This window comes from Endozoicomonas sp. SESOKO1 (assembly GCF_024606265.1).
Taxonomy (GTDB): Bacteria; Pseudomonadota; Gammaproteobacteria; order Pseudomonadales; family Endozoicomonadaceae; genus Endozoicomonas.
Genome location: NZ_JAHHPP010000164.1, coordinates 1 through 21,662 on the forward strand (window position 1 = coordinate 1; position 21,662 = coordinate 21,662).

Genomic DNA, 21,662 nt, shown 5'->3' on the forward strand with positions numbered 1-21,662 from the left:
CATTTAAAATATATTGGTCTTCTCCTTAAGAGAAATAACTGCTCTAAACCGGATTATTTCAGGTTTTACTGTGGCAAAGGATCGCCATTTTTACTGAGGTGGTAAATAATGGGTCATCGGTCGCTGTTAAATTCCAGAAAAAAAATAGAACCATCCAGATCAAAAATACCTACTGGTTTTTATTCAACCCCTCTAGGGTTAACTTCATTTCAGATAGTTAACTATCAGAGTATTTTAATCATTATTCTCTCAATTTTTTCTGTAAATTCTTTTGCTGTTAATATTCAGAAGCTTTCTCCTGACAACAATAATTCTGTTGAAATTATGGTGAAAGATAATACTCCTCTTCATATTGAAATTGATACCAGAATATTAAAAGAGCAACTTTACGGGAAAATACCCATAAAATTCATATCTGAACAAGACCAGGCTTTTTTCAGTACAGGAGATATAGAGTCAAATGAAATGTACTGGCATGACAAGGAAGCTCTTATTGTTAAAAATGGAAAGATACACGGGGCAAACAATGATCACTTTATTAATCTAACGATAAATACCACTGATAAAATGATGGGTAAAAAAATAAAAGTCATACTTGAAAAAGAAGAAAACCTTTCCAGGGTAGCTGCTGTGGGTGCTTTTGTTCCCCAGGTTATCCCTATTATTGCCATGAACATGGTAACATGGCAGCCTCACTCCTTCTGGCCAACCCTTCTACGCTGGAATTATTTACTTCTCGGCATTGATGTTATTCAATCAATCAGGAAGCTGGCTCAACATCAGCTGTTTTCAGATACTGATTCTCTCTTTGCCCAGTGTTCTGCCGATTTTGTTGAAGGTTTTACAGTATATACACTTCTCTCAAATCATGGTGAGCCGGTAACCGGCGACCCGGACAGACCATCAGCTGACGCAGTAAACTTTAATAAAATTGAAAAGAATCCAATACATAGGAGCAAGGCTGAAACGTTCAGACTATTCCTGAGGACAACCCCCACCAATCGAATGTTTGACTGTATGTCATCTGTTGTTGCCAGTTCACTGAAAAGGCTCCACAGTGAGGGCCGCCTGCACCAGGTCTTCGGGAAATGGCCCACGATCCATAGCCTGAATGACGAAACCATTGACGGTATTGCCATGCTGATGGTCGGATATGGATTCAATATGATTGGCAATGTCCCCGGGGACGCGCTGTCTTTAATCCGAAGAGATCTGGGCTTTGACTATTTGCCCGACCTCGCCGGCGATTTTAATTTCTCGATAAAGACGAGTATTCAATACACCATTCATAATGGTTATATTAAGTTCTTTAAAGGCAGAGGATGGGATGCAACGTCCGCTTATGGTCTCGCTGCAGGAGCTGGACTACTTGAAATCGGCTACCGTTTTTACCAGCTAAAAGAGATGATACCTGCAGGTCAGGATGAACGGCTTAGCCACCTGGATCCTTCAGACCCCGGGAATATAAACCTGTTTGACAACCTGCAGCACCAGATAAACTCTATTGGCGAAAGGGCGGAAGCGATTGCTTCAACAGGGTATCAACTGGTCCCTCTTCCGGAAAATATCAAAGGCTATGCAGTCCCTGTAGCCGCAGCAACCATTATCCCGATAGCGACCTATTACTTCATGAATGGTGTATTGAACTACTATACGACCGGTGGTTTAAATATTGCGCTGCAAAGAGCCGTGACATCTGCAACCAATGGCCTGGTTCTCGGAGCCATGGCTTATGTATTACTTCCCTATTTAAAAGATCTGGGAGCCAGGGGCACCCAAATACTGGCTGATCAACTGGTATCATGGACAGAAGCTGAAAAAGATAGCTGGATCGGCTACTTTGCCGCCAGGGATACCCAGTACAGGATCAGGATTATTATCCTCAATTAGACTTGTGCGGTTGCCAACTTCAATAACAAGATCATAGAATGATCAATCTAACAGCTAATGACGCCAATCGCTATGTCGGATAAAAAAGGGACAGGTGTAAAATCAGTGATTCTCAGTGCACTATCTGCTGCCTTCGGTGTTCAAAAAAGGGCTAATCTTGAAAGGGATTTCCAACATGGCAAGCCAGCGCACTACATCATCGCTGGAATAGCAGGGACCGTATTATTTGTGTTGATACTCATATCTGTAGTGCACGTGATAACTCAAAACACATGAGCTTTCACTGTGTACTTACCCAGTATACAGCTGTTACAACAACCAGCATTATCAATGCAACAGCCGCAATGGCGTCAACAGTACTGTCTTTCATTATTTATCTCCTTTATCCGGTAAAGAGTGTGCTTCTCGATCCAACTTATTCAAGTTAGCGAAATCCTGACCAACCATCAACTTATTGCCCCACTTTGGTTTATTACTTTTTAATCTAGTTTTATTGATAAATAATAGTTTTACGTATAAATAAAAATAAGTATTCTTCCATTGTCGCAGGTTTCTGACCTGCTCCCTGGATGTGGCTAATCAGACGAATAATTCATGTATAAATACGATGATTACGACCAGCAGATAGTCGATGAGAGGGTCCTGCAGTTCAAGGATCAGACCCGTCGCTTTCTTGCCGGAGAGTTGCCAGAAGATGAGTTCCTGCCTCTTCGTCTTCAGAATGGACTTTACGTACAGCGCTTTGCCCCTATGCTGCGCATTGCCATTCCCTATGGCATGTTGAGCAGTCAGCAGATGCGTAAACTGGCCAGCATTGCCAGACGCTTTGATAAAGGGTATGTCCACTTTACCACCCGACAGAACCTTCAGCTGAACTGGCCACGGCTGGAAGAGGTACCGAAAATTCTGGAAGAACTGGCCACTGTTCAGATGCATGCCATTCAGACCAGCGGCAACTGTATCCGTAATACCACAACGGATCAGTTTGCCGGTGTAGCGTACGATGAGATTGTTGATCCTCGCCCCTGGTGTGAAATTATCCGGCAATGGTCCACCTTCCATCCGGAATTTGCTTATCTGCCAAGGAAATTCAAGATAGCGGTTTGTGGCAGTGAACAGGATCGTGCAGCAACACAGGTGCATGATATCGGCATTCATGCTTTCTTAAACCAGAATGGCGATGTTCGATTTAAAATCCTGGCCGGCGGTGGTCTTGGAAGAACGCCCATGGTGGGATCCGTTATTAAACCGTCCCTTGAACCAGAGCATCTCCTGAGCTATCTGGATGCGGTACTGAGAGTCTATAACCGTTATGGACGGCGGGATAACAAGTATAAAGCCCGAATTAAAATTCTGGTCAAGGCACTGACGACTGAGGTTTTTTCAGAAAAGGTCGAAAAAGAATGGTCACACCTGAAAGATACACAAGCCCGCCTTCCCCAACAGGAGATTGATCGGGTCCAATCTTTTTTTACCGAGCCGGACTATGAAGCACTGACCAATATTGACTTCACTGACCTGGCTTTATCCGCTGAACCTGATTTTCAGCTATGGCTGAGGCGCAATGTCCATCCCCATAAAAAACCGGGTTATAGTGCCGTTACTCTGACGTTAAAGGCAACGGCTGATGCCCCGGGAGATGCCAGTGCCGAGCAACTGGAAGCCATTTCAGACCTTGCTGACCGGTTCAGCTTTGGTGAACTCAGAGTCAGTCACGAACAAAATCTGATTTTTTCCGATGTTCCCCAACGTCAGCTTCATGAACTGTGGTTGAGACTGAAACCACTAAAGCTTGCAACACCCAACCACGGTCTGCTGACTGATATGATCTGCTGCCCGGGAGGCGACTTCTGTGCACTGGCTAATGCTCGATCTATTCCGTTGGCAGAAATGATTCAGCGACGGTTTGATGATATTGATTTTCTACATGACATTGGCGAACTGGATCTGAATATTTCAGGCTGTATGAATGCCTGCGCACATCACCATGTCGGTCATATCGGCATTCTCGGTGTTGACCGTAAAGGTGAAGAGTATTACCAGGTTCAGGTCGGTGGTGCATCAGGGCATGATGCGTCTCTGGGCAAGATCCTTGGACCATCCTTCAAAATGGATGAAGTTCCCGACGTCATCGACAAAATCCTGAATACTTACGTTGAACTCCGTACTCCGGAAGAACGTTTTGTCGATACCTGTCGGCGGGTTGGTGTTCAGCCATTCAAGGAGAAGGTTTATGCCAAAGCTGCTTAAGGATCAGCAAATAAGTAATGATGACTTTCAGATCCTGAAGCGGGATCGGGCAGAGCCCATCTTACCTGAAGGCAATGTGCTGCTTCATGTTTCGTCAATTAATCAGGCTATCAAAGCCAATGGCCTGCACAATGGTCAGGTTGGCATCTGGTTTGACAGTGGCGACGAACCTGAAACGGTGGCAAATACCCTGAACCAGTTTGAAATCATCGCTGTTAACTTTCCCGGGTTTATGGATGGTCGTGGCTATTCTCTGGCTCGTTTGCTTCGGGAACGCTTTGATTATCGGGGCGATATAAGAGCCGTAGGAGACATTCTTGTCGACCAGCTCTATTACCTGAAGCGCTGTGGATTCAGTAGTTTCAGATTAAGGGAAGATCAGCACCCGGATTATGCCCTGGCGGCTCTGACAACATTTACTTCGGACTATCAAACCGCTGCCGATAAAACACTACCTGTTTACCGGTTAAGACATCAGTTTTAACCTCAGTTTGGAATCTCTTCCTTCAATGGGAGAGATTTTTTCCTTCTTCTGCACGAAAACCAAACTGTTGGTTATACTGTCCTTTCCATAAATAATCCAAGAATGAGCCAGAATGATGGAAAGCGGTTCCCTGCTCTTCTCTTTTTTTCTTATTTTCACTGGGGCAGCGATTCTCGCTACTGGTGCCTTATTCACCCGTCAGCCCCTGCTCGTCGCTTACATCGCCCTTGGAGCCATACTGGGTCCATTTGGACTGGAAGTGGTCAATGACACCAATCTTCTCAATGATATTGCCCATGTTGGCATCATCTTTTTGCTCTTCCTTCTTGGGCTGGACATGCAGCCAAGCCACCTTGCCCATCTGCTCAGGAAAACGGCTACCGTTGGTTTAGCGAGTTCATTTCTCTTTGCCTTGACGGGTTATGGACTTGGGCTCAGCTTTGGCCTGCCCCGGAACGAGGCAATCATCATTGGTACAAGCATGATGTTTTCCAGCACGATCATTGGCATAAAGCTCCTGCCAACGACCGTACTGCATCACAGGCATACCGGTGAGATCATGGTCAGCCTGCTGCTACTGCAGGATTTGATGGCCATTATTGCGCTCTTGCTGCTTTACAACCTTAATCCATCCCACAGCGCCAACTACGGTGAACTGATGATGGCATTTATTGCCCTGCCAGCACTGTTTTTTACCGCTATAATTCTGGTCAAATACCTTCTGCTGCCATTGATGGTGCGCTTTGACCGTTTTCATGAATATCTGTTTTTGATGGCCCTGGGTTGGTGCCTCGGCTTTGCGGAGCTGGCTCACAGCTTGAACCTCTCCTATGAAATTGGTGCCTTTATTGCCGGAATCAGTATTGCCACCAGTCCAATCGCCCAATATATAGCCATCAACCTTAAACCGTTAAGAGACTTTTTCCTGGTTTTGTTTTTCTTTTCTATCGGTGCCAGTTTCAACCTTGACCTGCTAAACCATGTACTGATCCCGGCACTGGTCATGACAGGGGCTGTTATCCTGATCAAGCCGGTGGTTTTTGGTTTTCTGCTGCGCAAGGTCAGTGAAAAGCGTTCTACAGCCTGGGAAGTCGGCGTTCGATTAGGTCAGACCAGTGAGTTTTCAATACTGATAGCCGCTTTTGCCAGTGGGCAGAATATGATTGGTGAGGTTTCTGCCCATATTATCCAGGCAACGGCAATACTCTCACTGCTGGTGTCTTCTTATATCGTTGTATTCCGCTTTGAATCACCTATTGCCTTGTCAGAACGCTTGAGAAGGGATTAAAACTGATTTGGAACAGAAAAATTAATTCTGTTCCAAATGGCGTCCCATAAAGTGGGGACCATCACGCACCAAAAGAATTTTTCTGCGGGGAACCAGGTTGCGATCATAAGCATCAAGCCAGTCCATGGATTTACCATTTTCATCCACAGCAATCGTCACATGGTTATCAGTATCTATGACAATGACTGGCATTCTGGCAACCTGAGCCAGGAAGAAAGTGTCAATATGGTCTGAAAAACATCCCGGAACTGCTATTTCTTCAAGTCCATTAGTTATGGTGGTATCACCGGCTTCATATCCAACATCACCTTGTAATCTCGCATAGGCTCGAGCTTCGACAGGTGAAAAATTGATGTTGCCATTTGGATAGCGTTGTTGCCAGTTTCTGGCAAAACAGGCAACCTGACGGCGAAGATCGGTTGCGTCTTTGGCGATTTCCGGGCATTGGTGTGCTGCTGAATCGTACAGACAATTTCCATCACGACTGCTTCGATAAATATTTTCCCCGTGCTGTCTCAGCAAAGCATCAACGCTCGCTTCCTGCATGCGTATGAATTCCTCTGAATCTACCAATTTATAAGCTGGTGGCGGCTCAGTAGGGTCTGGTACTGAGGATGCCGGTAACGGAGTGTATGCCGGGGGAGGCTCAGCTGGAGCGGTATTTGATGTTACTGAAGGCACATGCCCGGCCACAGTCTCTGCTGGGGCAGAGGGCACAGCGTAAGGAGAATATGGGGGCGGCGGCACATAAAAAGCAGTGTATGGAGGTGGTGAAGGTGGCATATAAGCAGCAGTGGATGGAGGCGCCGGTGGAACAAAAGAAGCAGTGGATGAAGATGGTTGAACGGGAGCTTCAGGATTACCTTCACCTGCTGAGACAGGTTCTGGTGTCTCTATATCAGGCGGTGTCGCACTACCACTATGGTAGTAAAAATACCCAATCACACACACGCCAAGTACTGCAGTAACCGCGCTGGCAGCAATAATCGCAGCAAAGGGACTGGCAAAAAAAGAAACAGCCAGGCCCGTAAGCCCCCCCAAGGCTAATATGGCTACCCCAGCTACCGCCCGAACGGTTCGGGACTGCGTCCAATGCTTTGTCTCACCGACGTTATTTCCATTATGCGACTGGCTGTGAGGGTAACCAGCCGCTACTGATGCTCCAACAGGATTCATTATTATTGCCTATCTGAATAACTGATAGATCATTTGACTACTATGTAGATCTATAGTTCAAAAAGAATCAGTCCAGATAACAGCAAAAATTACCAATACCTTGAGAGTTAGAGTGGTTAGATTAAAAAGCGCTGCTAAGAAAAGAAGCGACTGGTGTTAAATCTTCCCCACCACTTCATTAAGGTGTTATCCAGGGCAGACTCAGCGGCAATACCCAACTTGTCGGCAATACCTTTCTTCATCACATACTCAATCTGTACCAGGTCAGCTTCATCGACCTTCCGGTAGATATATTCATCACTGGTGCTGATTTCATCAATCAGGCTGAGGGTCAGCGCCTTCTGGCCATACCAGATCTCACCCGTGGAAACCTGATCAATATCAACTACTTCCCGCTCCGTTTTGACAAAATCCTTAAACAGCAGATGTGTATCTTCCATATCCTGAATAAATTTCTGACGCCCTTTTTCTGTATTTTCACCAAGCACCGTCAGAGTACGCTTGAATTCACCGGCCGTGTGTAACTCAATATCAACATCATGCTTTTTTAACAGACGGTGAACATTGGGCAACTGTGCCATTACGCCAATAGAACCCAGTACCGCAAAAGGAGCTGCAACAATATGATGGGCAACACAAGCCATCATATAGCCACCACTGGCCGCAACTTTATCGACGGTAACTGTCAACTTGACCCCTTTATCACGGATGCGCTTCAGCTGGGATGCCGCTAATCCATAGGAATGAACCAGGCCGCCGCCACTTTCCAGCCGGATAACCACTTCGTCCCGCTCTTTATCCGCCAGAGAAAGAACCGCGGTAATCTCTTCCCTCAGAGATTTGACCGCTGATGCTTTAATATCCCCGTGAAAGTCAAGGATGAAAACTCTTGGTTTGATCGCTTCCTCACATTCTTCATTCTTCCTGGCTTTTTTCTCCAGCTTCGCCTTCTCTTTCTCTTCCCTGGCTGCTTTTTTCAGCCCAGCCTTATCCAGCAGCGCATGTTTCAAATCCGTCTGAAGGTGCTCGTAGTGTTCATTAAGGCGGGTAATCTCAAGATGTCCCTTATGCATTTTCCTGGTCTTCTGGCCAATTGCTGTCACCAGAGCCACTAAAACCGCCACACCACCAATCAGGGTGACAGTTTTGGCAAGAAACAAGATAAAGTCTGCCAGATACTCCAAAGGGACCTCCTTAGAAAGGCTTGTGGGTTTAAGTATCAAAATGGCCTATATCATAACTGATTTATCATTGCCGGGGACTATAAAAAGTGACTGTGTCAGACAGGGATTCATACAAGCGTTTGAATTTCATTGACACCCTCGGTTAATACTCATAACATTCGTTGGGTTCGAACCAGAATTGCTTAACGCCAAGAAAAAAGGATAAATAATCTATGAGCACTGCTGCCGACACCGTTGAGTCCATGAAAGCCCGCTTTAATGCCGATGCAGCCAATGGCCTCGATGAGATTTTCCAGTTCAATATTGAAGATGCTGATACCTATCACCTGATCATCAAAGATGGCACCCTGGATATCGTTGCTGGTGCTCATGACGACCCAAGCGTAACACTGATTATGGACAGTGAAACCATGGTTGGCGTGATGTCCGGAGAGCTGGATGGCATGCAGGCATTTATGATGGGTAAGTTGCGAACTGAAGGAAATATGATGCTGGCTACCAAACTCAGTGCTCTTTTCCCCAACTGATCGTCGATTGAGAAATTATCTCCTGTAGAATCATCCCAAAAGCCAGCCTGAAGCTATTCAGGGCTGGCTTTATTATTTTTGTGAAAGATCTATCATACCGGGTTATTGATTACCTGACCCTGAGTCAATTCATAGCCTATCAATTTTTAAGCTGGGTTCCAGCTGATGATTAAACTTTTTTACTCAAGAGTTTCAGATATATTATTTTTAATCATAAAATATGATTGAATAATATCATCTAATAAAATCCAACAGCTTTCTGGCTATGGTAAATTCCGGTGGCAGATCTGGTGGATTATCCCGATGAAACCAACCACCAAAACAGAGTTCCTTTTCTTCGAGAACCAGTTCGCCAGCTTTGTATTCCCCATGAAACCCCATCATTAGCGAATGGGGAAAAGGCCAGCTCTGACTGAAACAGTAATGGAGTTTACCCAAGGTGAGGCCAGTTTCTTCAAGTACCTCCCGATGAACTGCCTCTTCCGCACTCTCTCCAGGTTCAACAAAACCGGCCACCAGCGTATGCATGGTTGATTCTTTACCATGGCGATGATGTCGGACCAGGAGCATTTCATCTCCCCTCGTCACCAAAACAATAATACAGGGAGAAATCCGGGGATAAGCATGGTGCCCACACTGGACACAAACCATTGCCCACTCTCCAGCTTTTTCCTGTGTTTGATGGCCACAGCAGCCACAAAAGGCATATTCTTTTCGTGAGGTCAGGATTTGCAGGCCATGACTGAGGAAACTATAAACCGTTGAGTCTGACACTGACATTAAGGCCCTGACACTCGCAGTACCTGCTTCAACAGTGAGCCTTGAGAGTTCGACAATTCCTACTGCCCTGTCATGGAGATAGCCCGTAACTATCGCCTCTTGTTTTATCGCCAGCAGAAACTTATCGAGGCTGTACCAGAGGAAATTTTCTCCGGAGACTTCGTCATTAAGAACAACTTGTCCTTCAAACAGTACCAGCCAGCATTGACCTCTCAGTCCTGGTTGCAGGCCTTGCAAAGGTAGATAGTTCACGTCAACGACATCGGTAAGATCATGATCCGGTGGCAAAACAGACTCCTTGATTCCTTTTCATCCACTAAGCTCGCAACAAAACCTCAACAGGCCCTAATTAATCGTCAGAAAGCCACAGGCAGTTGCCCGACTGTTTTTGAATCTGTTCCAGCTTGTTTTGATGATTTCGCAACTCAATATCACTGACAGAGATGACCCGAAGTGCTGGCCTGGCATCAGCCAGTCGGCGAATGGTACTACCGCCCTCTTCTGAATCACCGCCACTATCATCACTGCTGCCCAGGGAAAGTGCCGTTTGTCCACCGGTCATGGCAAGGTAGACTTCCGCCAGAATCTCAGAGTCTAACAACGCCCCATGGAGGGTCCGGGAAGAGTTATCAATAAAGTAACGCTTACATAAGGCATCCAGGTTATTCTTCTGGCCCGGATGTTTTTTCCTGGCCAGTGCCAGAGTATCAAGCACACCACAACAGCTTTCCACATTGGGAAAACCCCGGCGTAACAGGGAAAACTCGTGGTTGATAAAACCAACATCAAACGCTGCATTATGAATAACCAGCTCAGCACCGCGGATAAACTCGAGAAATTCATCAGCAATGGCACTGAACACCGGCTTATCGGCCAGAAACTCATTGGTAATGCCGTGGACGTCAATCGCTTCCTGCTCGACTACCCGCTGTGGGTTGATATAGACATGGTAATGGTTGCCGGTGAGCTTCCGGTCAATCATCTCCACACAGCCTATTTCAATGACTCTGTGCCCTTGTTTAGGGTCAATACCGGTGGTTTCTGTATCAAGAATTATCTGTCGCATCGTTAACCGTTCTCAAATATTGGCAAGTAAGGACACCTATTTTTTGTGAGCTTCCGCACCCTTACAGGCCAGCTGGTCAGCAATTTCATTTTCGCGATGACCTGCATGCCCCTTGATCCATCGCCAATCGATATCATGTCGCTGGCTCTCCTTATCAAGCAGTTGCCAGAGGTCCTGATTCTTGACTGGCTGACCGGCTGATGTTTTCCAGTTTTTCCGTTTCCAGCCTTTCATCCATTCTGTAATTCCCTTACGGACATACTGGGAGTCGGTGGTCAGAATAATGGAACATGGCCGTTTCAGGGCCTTGAGGCCTTCTATAGCAGCCATAAGTTCCATCCGGTTATTGGTGGTTTCAGGTTCACCACCAAAAAGCGTTTTCTCGACAGTCCCGTAACGGAGTAAAACCCCCCAACCACCGGGTCCCGGATTACCTTTACAGGCACCATCGGTAAAAATTTCAACGGTCTGACTCAAAAGAACTCCAGTCTTTGTTTACAGTTACTGTGCTGGCTCTACCAGCACTGGGACGGGTCAATGGCTGACCGACAAAACGCCTGCGCACATCGGACCATACCTTTCTTACCGGTGTCAGCCCGAGGGTTTCACGGGTGGCAATCATCATATAAAAGCCACCGACCGGAAGCTGAAGTTGCTCCAGCCTTTCTTCAAGCAAATCACCACGCAAACCGGTACAGAAGCGTTTCAGTGGTTGTACATAGCCACCATAAACGATTCTTTCCACAGTGAAATTAAGCAGGGCAAGCCAGTCTTTCAACCTTGACGTCGAAATAAACTGCGCATTCCTGAGAAGACGACGCTGACTTGGTACACACCATCGTGCAATATTGGTCATGCTATAAGGATTGAAGCCAATAATAACCAGCTTGCCATCCGGTATAATGGTATTCGCTGCCTCACTCAGCAGGCGATGGGGACTGTCCGCAATTTCCAGCGTGTGTTGCAAAAGAACAAGATCAAGACTTCCCGGTGACACTGGCCAGTAATGTGGATCAGCCATCACCTGAGGCCGGGGGCAATCGGCAAGCTGGCTGGAACCGAGGATAAACTGTCGTCTTACCGGACTGCTGAACATCAGGTCTTTATGCCAGGATGCAGAGTATTGCCCCGCATGGAAACCAAAGATGGTCCCTAACTCTCGCTCCAGCAGGCTTTTTTCATAGTCAACCAGTAAGCTTCCTGAATCGGTATCCAGCCAGTGGCGCAAGTCTCCAATACGGTCAGAGAGACTGCTTTTAGTCCTTTTCCGAAATCGTCGAATCATGCAAATCATTGTACCAATAAACAGTCATTACTTGTTTCACACCTGATCTGCAAACATCCCAGACACTTTTCATCATCAGGCCTTTTCATGTTAACCTCCTTATCGCCGAGTTTATACAGAAAAAAATATTCTATGACATCAGCTTGCGTCAGCTATAACATCTTCTCTTGGAAAGTTGTCAGGAAATAGCATCTGTCCTGGCGCCCCGTCTGGACAACCCGCGATAATGGCAATGTATTCCCGGACAGCATCATAGCCTATACAGGCCCAAAGCCAATACTCCCCATGCAGCAGCATCAATGAAGATCAGGATGAAAGGACATTTAAGGTAATGCTGATTATATCTCCGATACCCGCATTTAATGACAACTACATCTGGATGTTTCATGCGCCGGATAGTCAGGATGTTTTTGTGGTTGATCCGGGCGATGCCAGACCCGTTGAAGAAGTACTGAGCCGTCATGGGTTCAATCTGGCCGGTATTCTCATTACGCACCACCACTTTGATCATACCGGCGGAATCAGTGAACTGACCAGAAACAGAAACATTCCGGTTTACGGTCCTGATAACCGGAACATTAACGGAATCACTCACACGTTACGCGATAATGATACGGTTAAGCTCAGTAACTGCCAGTTTGAAATTATGGCCACTCCCGGCCACACACTGGACCATATTGCTTACTTTACAGATTCCGGCGACGATGAAAATCCCGCTCTTTTTTGTGGAGACACTCTATTTGTTGGCGGTTGTGGCCGATTATTTGAAGGGACGGCTGAACAGATGTATAGCAGCCTGTCACGCCTGGCCTCACTCCCTGACAATACACGGATTTACTGTGCCCATGAATACACTCAGGCAAATCTGAAATTTGCCCGGGCAGTGGAGCCAAATAACCAGAAGCTACAGGAACAAGCCATGCAAGTTGCTGAGTTGTGCTCTGAAAACCGGCCTACTGTGCCCTCAACACTGAGAACGGAGCTGGACACAAATCCGTTCCTGAGATCAGACCAACCGGAAGTCATTCAAGCTGCCTCTGACAGGGATCCGTCCTCTGGTGCAAACCCCGTTGACGTTCTAAGGGTAATCCGAGCATGGAAGGATAATTTTTGATAGTGGTAAAATAATGAACTGAAAATACTCAGAACCCAATATATGACCAAAGCCCCTTACTTAAAAGGCCAGCGATTTATTTTTGGCCAAACAGCTCCCCGACGGACTCTGCCAACGCTGGCCTTTTCACTGTTTCTGACCGGCTGTCAGCTGGTGAGTACATCGCCCTCATCTTCAGCATCAACCATCAGGGAAGAGACTAAGCCTCTGGTTTTAAAGACGGATGAAAAAGCGGAGGTGACACCGGAGACGATAACTCCGGTAAAAAAGCCCCCCGCTGCGGTAGTCAACGACCTCTGGCTTCGCATTCGGTCTGGCCTGGCGATGGATCTTGACCAGAATCACCCTCGAATTCAGGCGGAACTGGACTGGTATACACGTCACCAGCATTACTTCAGCCAGATTGCCAAACGTTCTGAGCCCTACCTTTATTTCATTGTCAAAGAAGCCGAAGCCAGAAATGTTCCCCTGGAACTGGCGCTGATGCCAATTGTCGAGAGCAGTTTCGATCCTTTCGCCTACTCCCATGCAGGTGCTTCCGGACTCTGGCAGTTCATGCCGGAAACGGGTAAGCACTATGGTCTCGATCAGAACTGGTGGTATGACGGCCGCCGGGATGTTGTCCATTCTACCCGTGCGGCGCTGGACTATATGCAAAGCCTGCACAATAGTTTTGGTGACTGGGAACTGGCACTGGCCGCATTTAATTCTGGCCCTGGCCGGGTACAACGGGCCATTCGGAAAAATAAACAGCTTGGCAGATCCACACGCTTCTGGGCACTTGATCTTCCCAGTGAAACCACAGCTTATGTACCAAAACTGATTGCCCTCGGGAAAGTGGTTCGCAATCCATCCAAATATGGTGTCAAGTTCGACAAAATCGCGAATAAGCCCTATTTCGCCAAAGTTCTTACTGGTGGTCAGCTGGATATGGCCAAGGCATCAAAACTGTCGGGAGTCGAACAGGAAGAACTCTACCGGCTGAACCCCGGGCTTAACCGCTGGTCAACGCCTCCCGAGGGGCCTCACCACCTGGTTGTGCCAGTGGCTCATGCCGAACATTTCCGAACTCAACTGGCGAGTCTGCCGCCCGAGGATCGGGTAAAGTGGCATCGCTACACAGTAATGTCTGGTGACACCCTGGGTACCATTGCCATGAAATACCGAACCACGGTCAATGTTATTTCTGAGGCCAATAAACTCAGCGGCACCATCATTCGTATTGGTCAGGGTTTGATGATTCCGGTAGCCGCGAAAACTGCAGAAAGTTACACCCTCAGTGCCAGCCAGCGCCTGGCAGCCAGACAAAATCGTTCTGTGAATGGCCGTTACAAAATTGAGTATCTGGTAAAGTCCGGCGACAGTTTCTGGACAATTGCCCAGAAACACAATGTTGGTGTTAACGAGCTGGCCCAGTGGAACAACATGTCTCCCAGGGACACTCTGCGAATTCATCAGAAGCTGGTTGTCTGGAAGAAACAAGGTTCACAGCAGCTTGCACAAAACGCGGTTGTGCGAAAAGTACACTATAAAGTTCGCTCCGGTGACTCGCTGGCCAAAATTGCGTCAAAGTTTGATGTAAATGTTGACCAGATCAGGGATTGGAACAGTGATATGAGTGGCAAATACATTCACCCCGGCCAGCAGGTCACGTTATTTGTCAATGTAACCCGAGGCTTTTAACCAAAGCCTCCCCGCCAGTCGATAAGTCTTTAAGAACAGCAATTGGGATTACGGCTATGGGGTTTACCGTCTTCAGTTTAACAGCACTGCTGATCATTGGTACCTTGCTGAACAGCATCAGTCCAATGCTATTTGCAGCAGCAGAACCGGAAGGCCTGAACAGCCGATTAAGACATGCCATCAGTCTTTATGGTGAGCCAAAGTATGCCGGGCACTTCAAACATTTTGACTATGTTAATCCTGCTGCACCGAAAGGTGGTGAGCTGAAACAGGGCGTTACTGGCCATTTTGACAGTCTTGTTCCCTATATTGATCGTGGCACAGCCGCGGCTGGCAGCCATATGATGTATGACACGTTACTGGCCAGATCGTGGGATGAACCCCTGAGCAAGTACGGCCTGATTGCCGAGCGAATTGAACTTGCCCCTGATAATACCTGGGCAGCCTTTTACATAAATCCCTCGGCCCGATTCCATGATGGCCACCCCGTCACCGCCCATGATGTGAAGTTCAGTTTTGATCTGCTCAGGGAAAAGGGGTCAACGTTTTATAAACAGTTCTATCAGGATGTCGAGAAGGTAGAAGTCACCGGCAACAACAGAGTGCTTTTTGTTTTCCGGCACAGCAATAACCGGGAACTGCCATTGATTCTGGGGCAAATGCCAATTCTTCCCAAACACTATTGGACAACACGGGACTTTTCTTCTCCGGGCATGGAAGTTCCTGTCAGCAGTGGCCCCTATAAACCTGTAAAAATAGAGCCAGGACGCTCGATCACTTTTTCCAGGGTCGAAAACTACTGGGGAAAAGATCTGCCCGTTAACCGGGGAAGGTACAATTTTGACCGCATTCAGTACGAGTATTATCGAAACAGCCATGTCCTTCTGGAAGCACTGCAGAAAGGGGAATACGATCTCAAGACCATCAGCGACCCTCGCGTCTGGCATGACCAGATACGAGATGAATCACTGAAAAAAAATCAATTGATTCGTTCCTCCTTAAGCAACCATAACCCCCAGACCCTGACCATCACCTATAACGCCAGAAGAACCCATCTATCAGATCCACGGGTCAGGGAAGCGCTGGGGTACGCCGTAGAATTTGACTGGATCAACCGCCACTTGTTCCATGGTATGTACCAAAGGGCTGACAGCGTTTTTGCCGGGACAGAACTCGGTGCTTCTGGAAAACCCTCTGAACAGGAAACAGAACTGCTCTTATCATGGAAAACTGAAATTCCGGAACAAGCATTGGCTCAGGCATGGATTCCACCAGGCGATGAGACCGGGATGACCCGCCGGGATCGCAAAAGAAAAGCGCTGTCACTGTTACAACAGAGCGGCTGGACCATCAACAACAACCAACTGGTGAACCGCAACGGCGAACCGCTGGAGCTTGAAATCCTGTTATCCTCTTCTGAACAGGAACGGATCTTTATTCCGGTACAAAAGACACTGGAAAGCATGGGGATCAGACTCAATATAAGAACCGTAGATGCTGCCCAATATGTGGAACGGGTCAGAAACCAGGACTTTGATATGGTTATGTACACTTTTCCCCACACGCCCTCACCCGGTACAGAGCAGGCCAGTCTATGGGGATCAAGTACCGTTAACCAGCACGGCTCCAGAAATATTGCGGGGATCAGGCTTAAATCCATCGATAGCCTGACTGAAAAAATACCCCGGGCGAACTCCCGGGAGGAACTTCTCACGCTTATCAAATCCCTGGATAGAATCATTCTCTGGAATCACTATGTACTGCCACTGTGGTACCAGCCCCATTGGCTGGTTATCCATAAGCAGCAGCTGAAGTACCCGAAAAATCCTGCCCCCTATGCACTGGATTTGAGTACCTGGTGGTACCAGAAAACGGATAAGTAAGGCTTATTTAAAGGAACCCGTTACATGACTGACTATTTTAAGAATGGATTTCTTTTCATCAGTCTGATCTATTCTGTGTTTGCTTTTCCTGACCCTGCAGATACCAATTCAACGAAAGCCCATGGCCTGAGCTTCCATAACTCACTTCTCAATCCTGAGAATTTTACCCACTTTGGTTATGCCAACCCCAGGGCCCCCAAAGGGGGGACCTTGAGAAAGGGCATTTCTGGCAGCTTTGATTCATTTAATACTTTTGCCCCAAAAGGTGTCTGGGCTGATGGCAGTTACTTCCTTTATGACCCATTGATGGTCAAGGCAGGTGATGAACCCTATTCAGTGTATGGACTGATAGCCCGGCAAATAGAGTATCCGGATGATTTCCAATGGGTCATATACCATCTGAATCCCCATGCCCGGTTCCATGATGGACACGCCATCACATCAGAAGATGTGCTCTTTACCTTCCAATCACTGAAAAAACAAGGGCCACCTCACTACAGGCACTTCTATGGAATCATTGATAATGTTGAGGCAATATCGCCCCACTCCGTTCGTTTCAGTTTTTCTGAACCTCCAGCCAAAAGTCTGATTCTTCGACTCTCTCAACTCAGGGTACTGCCAGCGCACTACTGGAGACAGCCAGAGCATGATCTCTTCAAGGCGACACTGAAGCCGCCACTGTCCAGTGGACCTTACCGGGTGAAAGACTTCAGCCCCGGACGCTTTGTTACCTATGAACGGGTCAGGGATTATTGGGCAGCTGAACTGGCGGTAAACAAGGGGCGACATAATTTTGATCTCATCAGAACCGACTACTACCGGGATGATGGCATAGCCCTTGAGGCTTTTAAAAAAGGCGAGTACGACCTCCGCATTGATGCCAACCCCCGAAGCTGGTCGCAAGCGTATAAACCAGAAAAGGCAGGTAAGGCGACATTCATCCAGGAAAAAATAGACAACAAAAGTCTGGGTATACAATCGTTTGTCTTCAATCTGAGAAAGCCGATGTTTGCCAGCCGAAAGGTCAGAAAAGCCATATCACAGGCGCTTGATTTCAACTGGACGAATCAACACCTGTTTTTTGGCATGTACCATCAAGCCTATAGCCTTTTTTCCAACTCGGACCTGGCCGCTGACAAGCCACCTTCTGAGAAAGAGAAGGCTTTACTGGCGCCCTGGCAGGATGAGCTTCCTGATGAGCTGTTTACCACTCGCTGGGAGCCGGTGCAGACAGACGGTTCAGGCAACTGGCGAAAAAACAAGAGACTTGCCTTCCAATGGCTGAAAGAAGCGGGTTATAGCTACAAAAACAAAACCCTTGTTGATCAGCATGGTCAACCACTGACGTTTGAAATTCTGTTGACTGATCCCGAACATGAGCGTTTTGTTATTCCATTTGTCCGTAATCTCAGTGAACTGGGTATTTCCGTCAGCATCAATACCGTAGACATATCACGGTACATCAATCGTATCCGCAAGTTTGATTTTGACATGATCATTCACGGTTTCTACCCGGACATTACCCCCGGTACTGAGTTGAAAAATTTCTGGAGCAGTGCCAGCGCAGACAGTGACGCCGGGCAAAACCTTTCGGGTATTAAGCTTAAGTCGCTGGACCGTATGATCGACAACGCCATCATGGCAACAACCCGTGAAGAGCTGGCTCTTTACACCCGAGCTATTGACCGGATTGTACTCTGGCACTATGCGGTCATTCCCCAATGGTATCTGCCTTATTGGCCGATGGTTTACCGGCCGGGATTGCAACACCCTGAGCTTGCCCCTCCCTATGACAATGGCTTGAGTACCTGGTGGCGGGAGTATTGAAATATCCGGGTTTAAGCATTACTGGCACTTAACAACCATTCATGGTTAAGTCTATATTAGAACGATTATTTATAAACAAGACTGCCCGGAGATTTTTAAACACTAACGGTTGCTTATGATGGTCATGAATTCTGGTTATCTTCCCCTTGCAGCGCTGACCCTTGGGCTGACTCTCTCGCACTCCAGCCTGTCATCCGCCATCTCTCCCGGAAATACACCCGACCCGGGGCAGGATATTATCGCTAAAACATCGCTGGTGCTGCACGGAGAAGCGAAATACGTCAACGTCAACAAACCTTTCAGGCATTTCGATTATGTCAACCCTGATGCCCCAAAAGGCGGCAGTGTTCGTATGGCTGCCAGTGGCACCTTTGACAGCCTTAACCCATATACCAACAAAGGCACCCCCGTTACCGGTATCGGGCTGATTTATGACACATTGATGACCCAGAGCCGTGATGAGCCTTTCTCCCTCTATCCACTTATCGCCGAGTCTGCAGAAAAAGCCCCTGATAACAGCAGCATTACCTTTAATTTGAACCCTGACGCCCGTTTCCATGATGGTCAACGGATCACTGCTGACGATGTAAAATACACCTTTGAACTGCTGACCCGTCATGGGCACCCTTTCTATCGCAGTTACTATGCTGATGTGGACACTGTCACCGTTATTTCCGACAGTCGGGTAAAATTCCTGTTCAAACATACTAATAATCGTGAACTGCCTTTTATCCTGTCAGAGTTGCCCGTTCTCCCGAAACATTACTGGGAAAAGGATGGCAATGACTTTTCATCAGCCTCACTGAACATTCCACTTGGTAGTGGCCCTTATCAGGTAAAGCGTGTTGATAGCGGTCGGAGTATTGCCTATCAGCGGGACAAGGATTACTGGGCAAAGGATTTACCCGTTAACAGGGGCCGATATAATTTTGATGAGATCAGTTACGACTACTACCGGGACGAACAGGTTGCCCTTCAGGCATTGAAAGCTGGCGAATATGACCTGCGCTTTGAAAATGTTGCCAAAAACTGGGCCACTGCCTATGACGTGCCCGCAGTTCACAACGGCGAACTGATTCTGGCTACCATTCCTACCCGAAACCCTGCGCCTATCCAGGGCTTTGCCTTCAACCTGCGACGGGACTTCTTCCAGGATCCCCTGGTTCGAAAAGCCATGAGCTATGCCATGGATTTCGAATGGCTGAATCGCAACCTGTTCCATAACAGCTACCTTCGTTCGACGAGTTATTTCGGTAATTCGGGCATGGAAGCCACCGGAATTCCTGAAGGCGATGAACTCAAACTCCTGGAACCGTGGCGCAATCAATTACCGGCAGAACTCTTTACCAGGCCCTACAGCGTTCCGGTAACCGATGGTTCCGGCAATATCCGGCCTCAGCTGCAAAAAGCACTGACACTGCTGAAAAAAGCTGGCTGGCGTCTTGAGAACAACACGCTGGTCGATACCAATGGACAACCCTTGGCGGTTGAATTACTGCTTGCCCAACCTTCACTTGAGCGGGTGGCGCTGCCCTTCAAGAAAAACCTTGAACAAATGGGTATTGAACTGAATATCCGCTCCGTGGATATCTCCCAATACATTAACCGTATTCGCGACTTTGACTACGACATGATTGTTACCGGCTATGGGCAATCTGCCTCTCCGGGTAATGAGCAGATGGGTTTCTGGGGCAGTAAAGCGGCAGACACCAGAGGGAGCCGGAACTACATGGGTATCAAAGATCCGGTAGTGGATGCCATGATTGACCATGTGATTAATGCCAACAGCAGAGAGGAGCTTACGACTGCGGTAAAAGCCTTGGACCGTGTGCTTCTGTGGGGGGAATACATGATTCCCCAATGGTACTACCCCTATGATCGAATCGCTCATTCCAGCAAGTTGGTCAGGCCTGAATCAGAACCTTTGTACAGTACCGACATTTACACCTGGTGGATCGACAGTCCACCGGATGCAACGAAGGCAGCCAGTCAGTCACCCCCAAACAATGATGATACCGAAACGCCAGCAGGTCGAGCTGAAAGCAATAGTTCGTGGTTATACTCAGGACTGATCCTGCTGGGCCTTATTCCTGTATGGATTTATCGCCGCAGAAAGAACCGTTAACGGAAGTCTCCATGAACAGCTACATTTTGCGTCGACTTGCCCTGATGATCCCAACCCTGTTCGGGATTATGCTGGTGAATTTTGTCATCATTCAGGCAGCCCCCGGCGGCCCCGTTGAGCAGATGATCGCCAAACTTGAGGGGTTCGAAGTCAATGCTATCAGCCGAATCGGCGGCTCCGGTAATGGCGAAATTCAGCAGGTGAGCCTGGATGAAAGTGGTGAATACCGGGGACGCCGAGGCCTTGACCCGGAACTGATCAAGGATATCGAGAAACTGTACGGCTTTGATAAACCGCCCCATGAACGGTTTGTGCAGATGATCAAAAACTACCTTACCTTTGATTTTGGCGACTCGTTTTTCCGCGATGCCAAAGTGGTAGACCTGATTAAGGAGAAACTGCCAGTCTCTATTTCCCTGGGCCTCTGGAGTACGCTGATTATCTACCTGATCTCCATTCCGCTGGGCATTCGCAAGGCATTAAAGCACGGCAGCCGGTTCGATATCTGGTCAAGCGCTGTGATCACCACGGGTTATGCGATTCCGAGCTTTCTGCTGGCCATTCTGTTAATCGTGCTGTTTGCCGGGGGCAGTTACTGGAATATTTTCCCACTGCGAGGGCTGGTATCCGACAACTTCGACCAATTAACGCTGATGGGTCAGATTTGGGACTATATCTGGCATATGATCCTGCCGATCATCTGTATGGTCATCAGTGGTTTTGCCACACTGACCATGCTGACCAAAAATTCATTTCTGGATGAAATCCATAAACAGTATGTGCAAACCGCCAGGGCCAAAGGGCTGGACGACCGAAAAGTCCTGTATGGCCATATCTTCCGAAATGCCATGCTGCTGGTGATTTCCGGCTTCCCGGCGGCATTGATTGGCATCCTGTTTACCAGCTCATTGCTGATTGAAATCATTTTCTCCCTGGATGGGCTCGGCCTGCTTGGCTATGAAGCCGCCATCAACCGGGATTATCCCGTGGTTTTTGGCTCTCTTTATATCTTCACCCTGCTGGGTATGCTGATCAAACTCCTTGGCGATCTTACCTATGTCGCCGTTGACCCCCGTATTGACTTCGAAGCCAGGGACTGA

At 47.7% G+C, this 21,662-nt stretch carries 19 protein-coding genes; 13 read left to right on the forward strand and 6 right to left on the reverse strand.

The genetic code is table 11. The features are described from left to right. The first annotated feature begins 324 nt into the window (after nt 1–324). The 5 genes from KDK13_RS08015 (at nt 325) to KDK13_RS08035 (ending at nt 5,912) form a co-directional block, all read left to right on the forward strand. Complete coding sequence (locus KDK13_RS08015) at nt 325–1,890, forward strand: hypothetical protein (protein WP_257284456.1); 1,566 nt, start codon at nt 325–327, stop codon at nt 1,888–1,890. Between the two features lie 72 nt (nt 1,891–1,962). Next, nucleotides 1,963–2,166 (forward strand): DUF2970 domain-containing protein, encoded by a 204-nt coding sequence (locus KDK13_RS08020; protein ID WP_257284484.1) that lies wholly within the window; start codon nt 1,963–1,965, stop codon nt 2,164–2,166. A gap of 318 nt (nt 2,167–2,484) precedes the next feature. Further along, nucleotides 2,485–4,140, forward strand: coding sequence for a nitrite/sulfite reductase (locus tag KDK13_RS08025; RefSeq protein ID WP_257284457.1), 1,656 nt, complete (start codon nt 2,485–2,487; stop codon nt 4,138–4,140). After that, complete coding sequence (locus KDK13_RS08030; protein WP_257284458.1) at nt 4,124–4,624, forward strand: DUF934 domain-containing protein; 501 nt, start codon at nt 4,124–4,126, stop codon at nt 4,622–4,624. Before KDK13_RS08025 ends, KDK13_RS08030 begins: the two co-directional genes overlap by 17 nt. A gap of 115 nt (nt 4,625–4,739) precedes the next feature. Continuing rightward, complete coding sequence (locus tag KDK13_RS08035) at nt 4,740–5,912, forward strand: cation:proton antiporter (protein ID WP_257284485.1); 1,173 nt, start codon at nt 4,740–4,742, stop codon at nt 5,910–5,912. A 21-nt stretch (nt 5,913–5,933) separates the two neighbouring features. Here KDK13_RS08035 and KDK13_RS08040 read toward each other — a convergent pair whose 3' ends face one another. Then, nucleotides 5,934–6,458 (reverse strand): OTU domain-containing protein, encoded by a 525-nt coding sequence (locus KDK13_RS08040; protein WP_257284459.1) that lies wholly within the window; start codon nt 6,456–6,458, stop codon nt 5,934–5,936. Nucleotides 6,459–6,526: 68 nt separating this feature from the next. Between KDK13_RS08040 and KDK13_RS08045 the strand changes: the two genes are divergently transcribed. Beyond that, nucleotides 6,527–6,880 (forward strand): hypothetical protein, encoded by a 354-nt coding sequence (locus KDK13_RS08045; protein ID WP_257284460.1) that lies wholly within the window; start codon nt 6,527–6,529, stop codon nt 6,878–6,880. Nucleotides 6,881–7,222: 342 nt separating this feature from the next. Here the strand turns inward: KDK13_RS08045 and sohB are convergent, their stop codons facing one another. Continuing rightward, complete coding sequence (gene sohB / locus KDK13_RS08050) at nt 7,223–8,272, reverse strand: protease SohB (RefSeq protein WP_257284461.1); 1,050 nt, start codon at nt 8,270–8,272, stop codon at nt 7,223–7,225. 212 nt (nt 8,273–8,484) lie between these two features. Here sohB and KDK13_RS08055 point away from each other — a divergent pair, with 212 nt between their 5' ends. Next, on the forward strand, nt 8,485–8,799 hold the full coding sequence (locus KDK13_RS08055; RefSeq protein WP_257284462.1) for an SCP2 sterol-binding domain-containing protein: 315 nt from the start codon (nt 8,485–8,487) through the stop codon (nt 8,797–8,799). A gap of 234 nt (nt 8,800–9,033) precedes the next feature. Here the strand turns inward: KDK13_RS08055 and nudC are convergent, their stop codons facing one another. The 4 genes from nudC to KDK13_RS08075 form a co-directional block, all read right to left on the reverse strand. Then, the gene (gene nudC / locus KDK13_RS08060) at nt 9,034–9,867 is read right to left on the reverse strand and encodes an NAD(+) diphosphatase (RefSeq protein WP_257284463.1); all 834 of its coding nucleotides are present in this window, start codon (nt 9,865–9,867) and stop codon (nt 9,034–9,036) included. A 61-nt stretch (nt 9,868–9,928) separates the two neighbouring features. Beyond that, nucleotides 9,929–10,645: a DNA polymerase III subunit epsilon gene (dnaQ, locus tag KDK13_RS08065; RefSeq protein WP_257284464.1), complete on the reverse strand. Its 717-nt coding sequence runs from the start codon at nt 10,643–10,645 to the stop codon at nt 9,929–9,931. Between the two features lie 36 nt (nt 10,646–10,681). Next, nucleotides 10,682–11,122, reverse strand: coding sequence for a ribonuclease HI (gene rnhA / locus KDK13_RS08070; RefSeq protein ID WP_257284465.1), 441 nt, complete (start codon nt 11,120–11,122; stop codon nt 10,682–10,684). Beyond that, nucleotides 11,106–11,930, reverse strand: coding sequence for a class I SAM-dependent methyltransferase (locus tag KDK13_RS08075; RefSeq protein WP_257284466.1), 825 nt, complete (start codon nt 11,928–11,930; stop codon nt 11,106–11,108). The genes rnhA and KDK13_RS08075 overlap by 17 nt, the downstream gene beginning before the upstream one ends. Before the next feature lie 331 nt (nt 11,931–12,261). On the opposite strand from KDK13_RS08075, the gene gloB reads away from it, so the two are divergent. The 6 genes from gloB to KDK13_RS08105 all read left to right on the forward strand — a co-directional run bounded on the left by gloB (nt 12,262) and on the right by KDK13_RS08105 (nt 21,662). Next, nucleotides 12,262–13,044: a hydroxyacylglutathione hydrolase gene (gloB, locus tag KDK13_RS08080; protein ID WP_257284467.1), complete on the forward strand. Its 783-nt coding sequence runs from the start codon at nt 12,262–12,264 to the stop codon at nt 13,042–13,044. Nucleotides 13,045–13,086: 42 nt separating this feature from the next. Further along, complete coding sequence (locus KDK13_RS08085) at nt 13,087–14,727, forward strand: LysM peptidoglycan-binding domain-containing protein (RefSeq protein WP_257284468.1); 1,641 nt, start codon at nt 13,087–13,089, stop codon at nt 14,725–14,727. A gap of 56 nt (nt 14,728–14,783) precedes the next feature. Next, nucleotides 14,784–16,610, forward strand: coding sequence for an extracellular solute-binding protein (locus KDK13_RS08090; protein WP_257284469.1), 1,827 nt, complete (start codon nt 14,784–14,786; stop codon nt 16,608–16,610). 24 nt (nt 16,611–16,634) lie between these two features. Then, the gene (locus KDK13_RS08095; RefSeq protein ID WP_257284470.1) at nt 16,635–18,437 is read left to right on the forward strand and encodes an extracellular solute-binding protein; all 1,803 of its coding nucleotides are present in this window, start codon (nt 16,635–16,637) and stop codon (nt 18,435–18,437) included. A 115-nt stretch (nt 18,438–18,552) separates the two neighbouring features. Beyond that, nucleotides 18,553–20,562 carry an extracellular solute-binding protein gene (locus KDK13_RS08100; RefSeq protein ID WP_257284471.1) on the forward strand — a complete coding sequence of 670 codons (2,010 nt, stop codon included), beginning with the start codon at nt 18,553–18,555 and terminating at the stop codon, nt 20,560–20,562. Nucleotides 20,563–20,573: 11 nt separating this feature from the next. Beyond that, entirely contained in the window at nt 20,574–21,662 is a 1,089-nt protein-coding gene (locus KDK13_RS08105) for a microcin C ABC transporter permease YejB (RefSeq protein ID WP_257284472.1), read from the forward strand.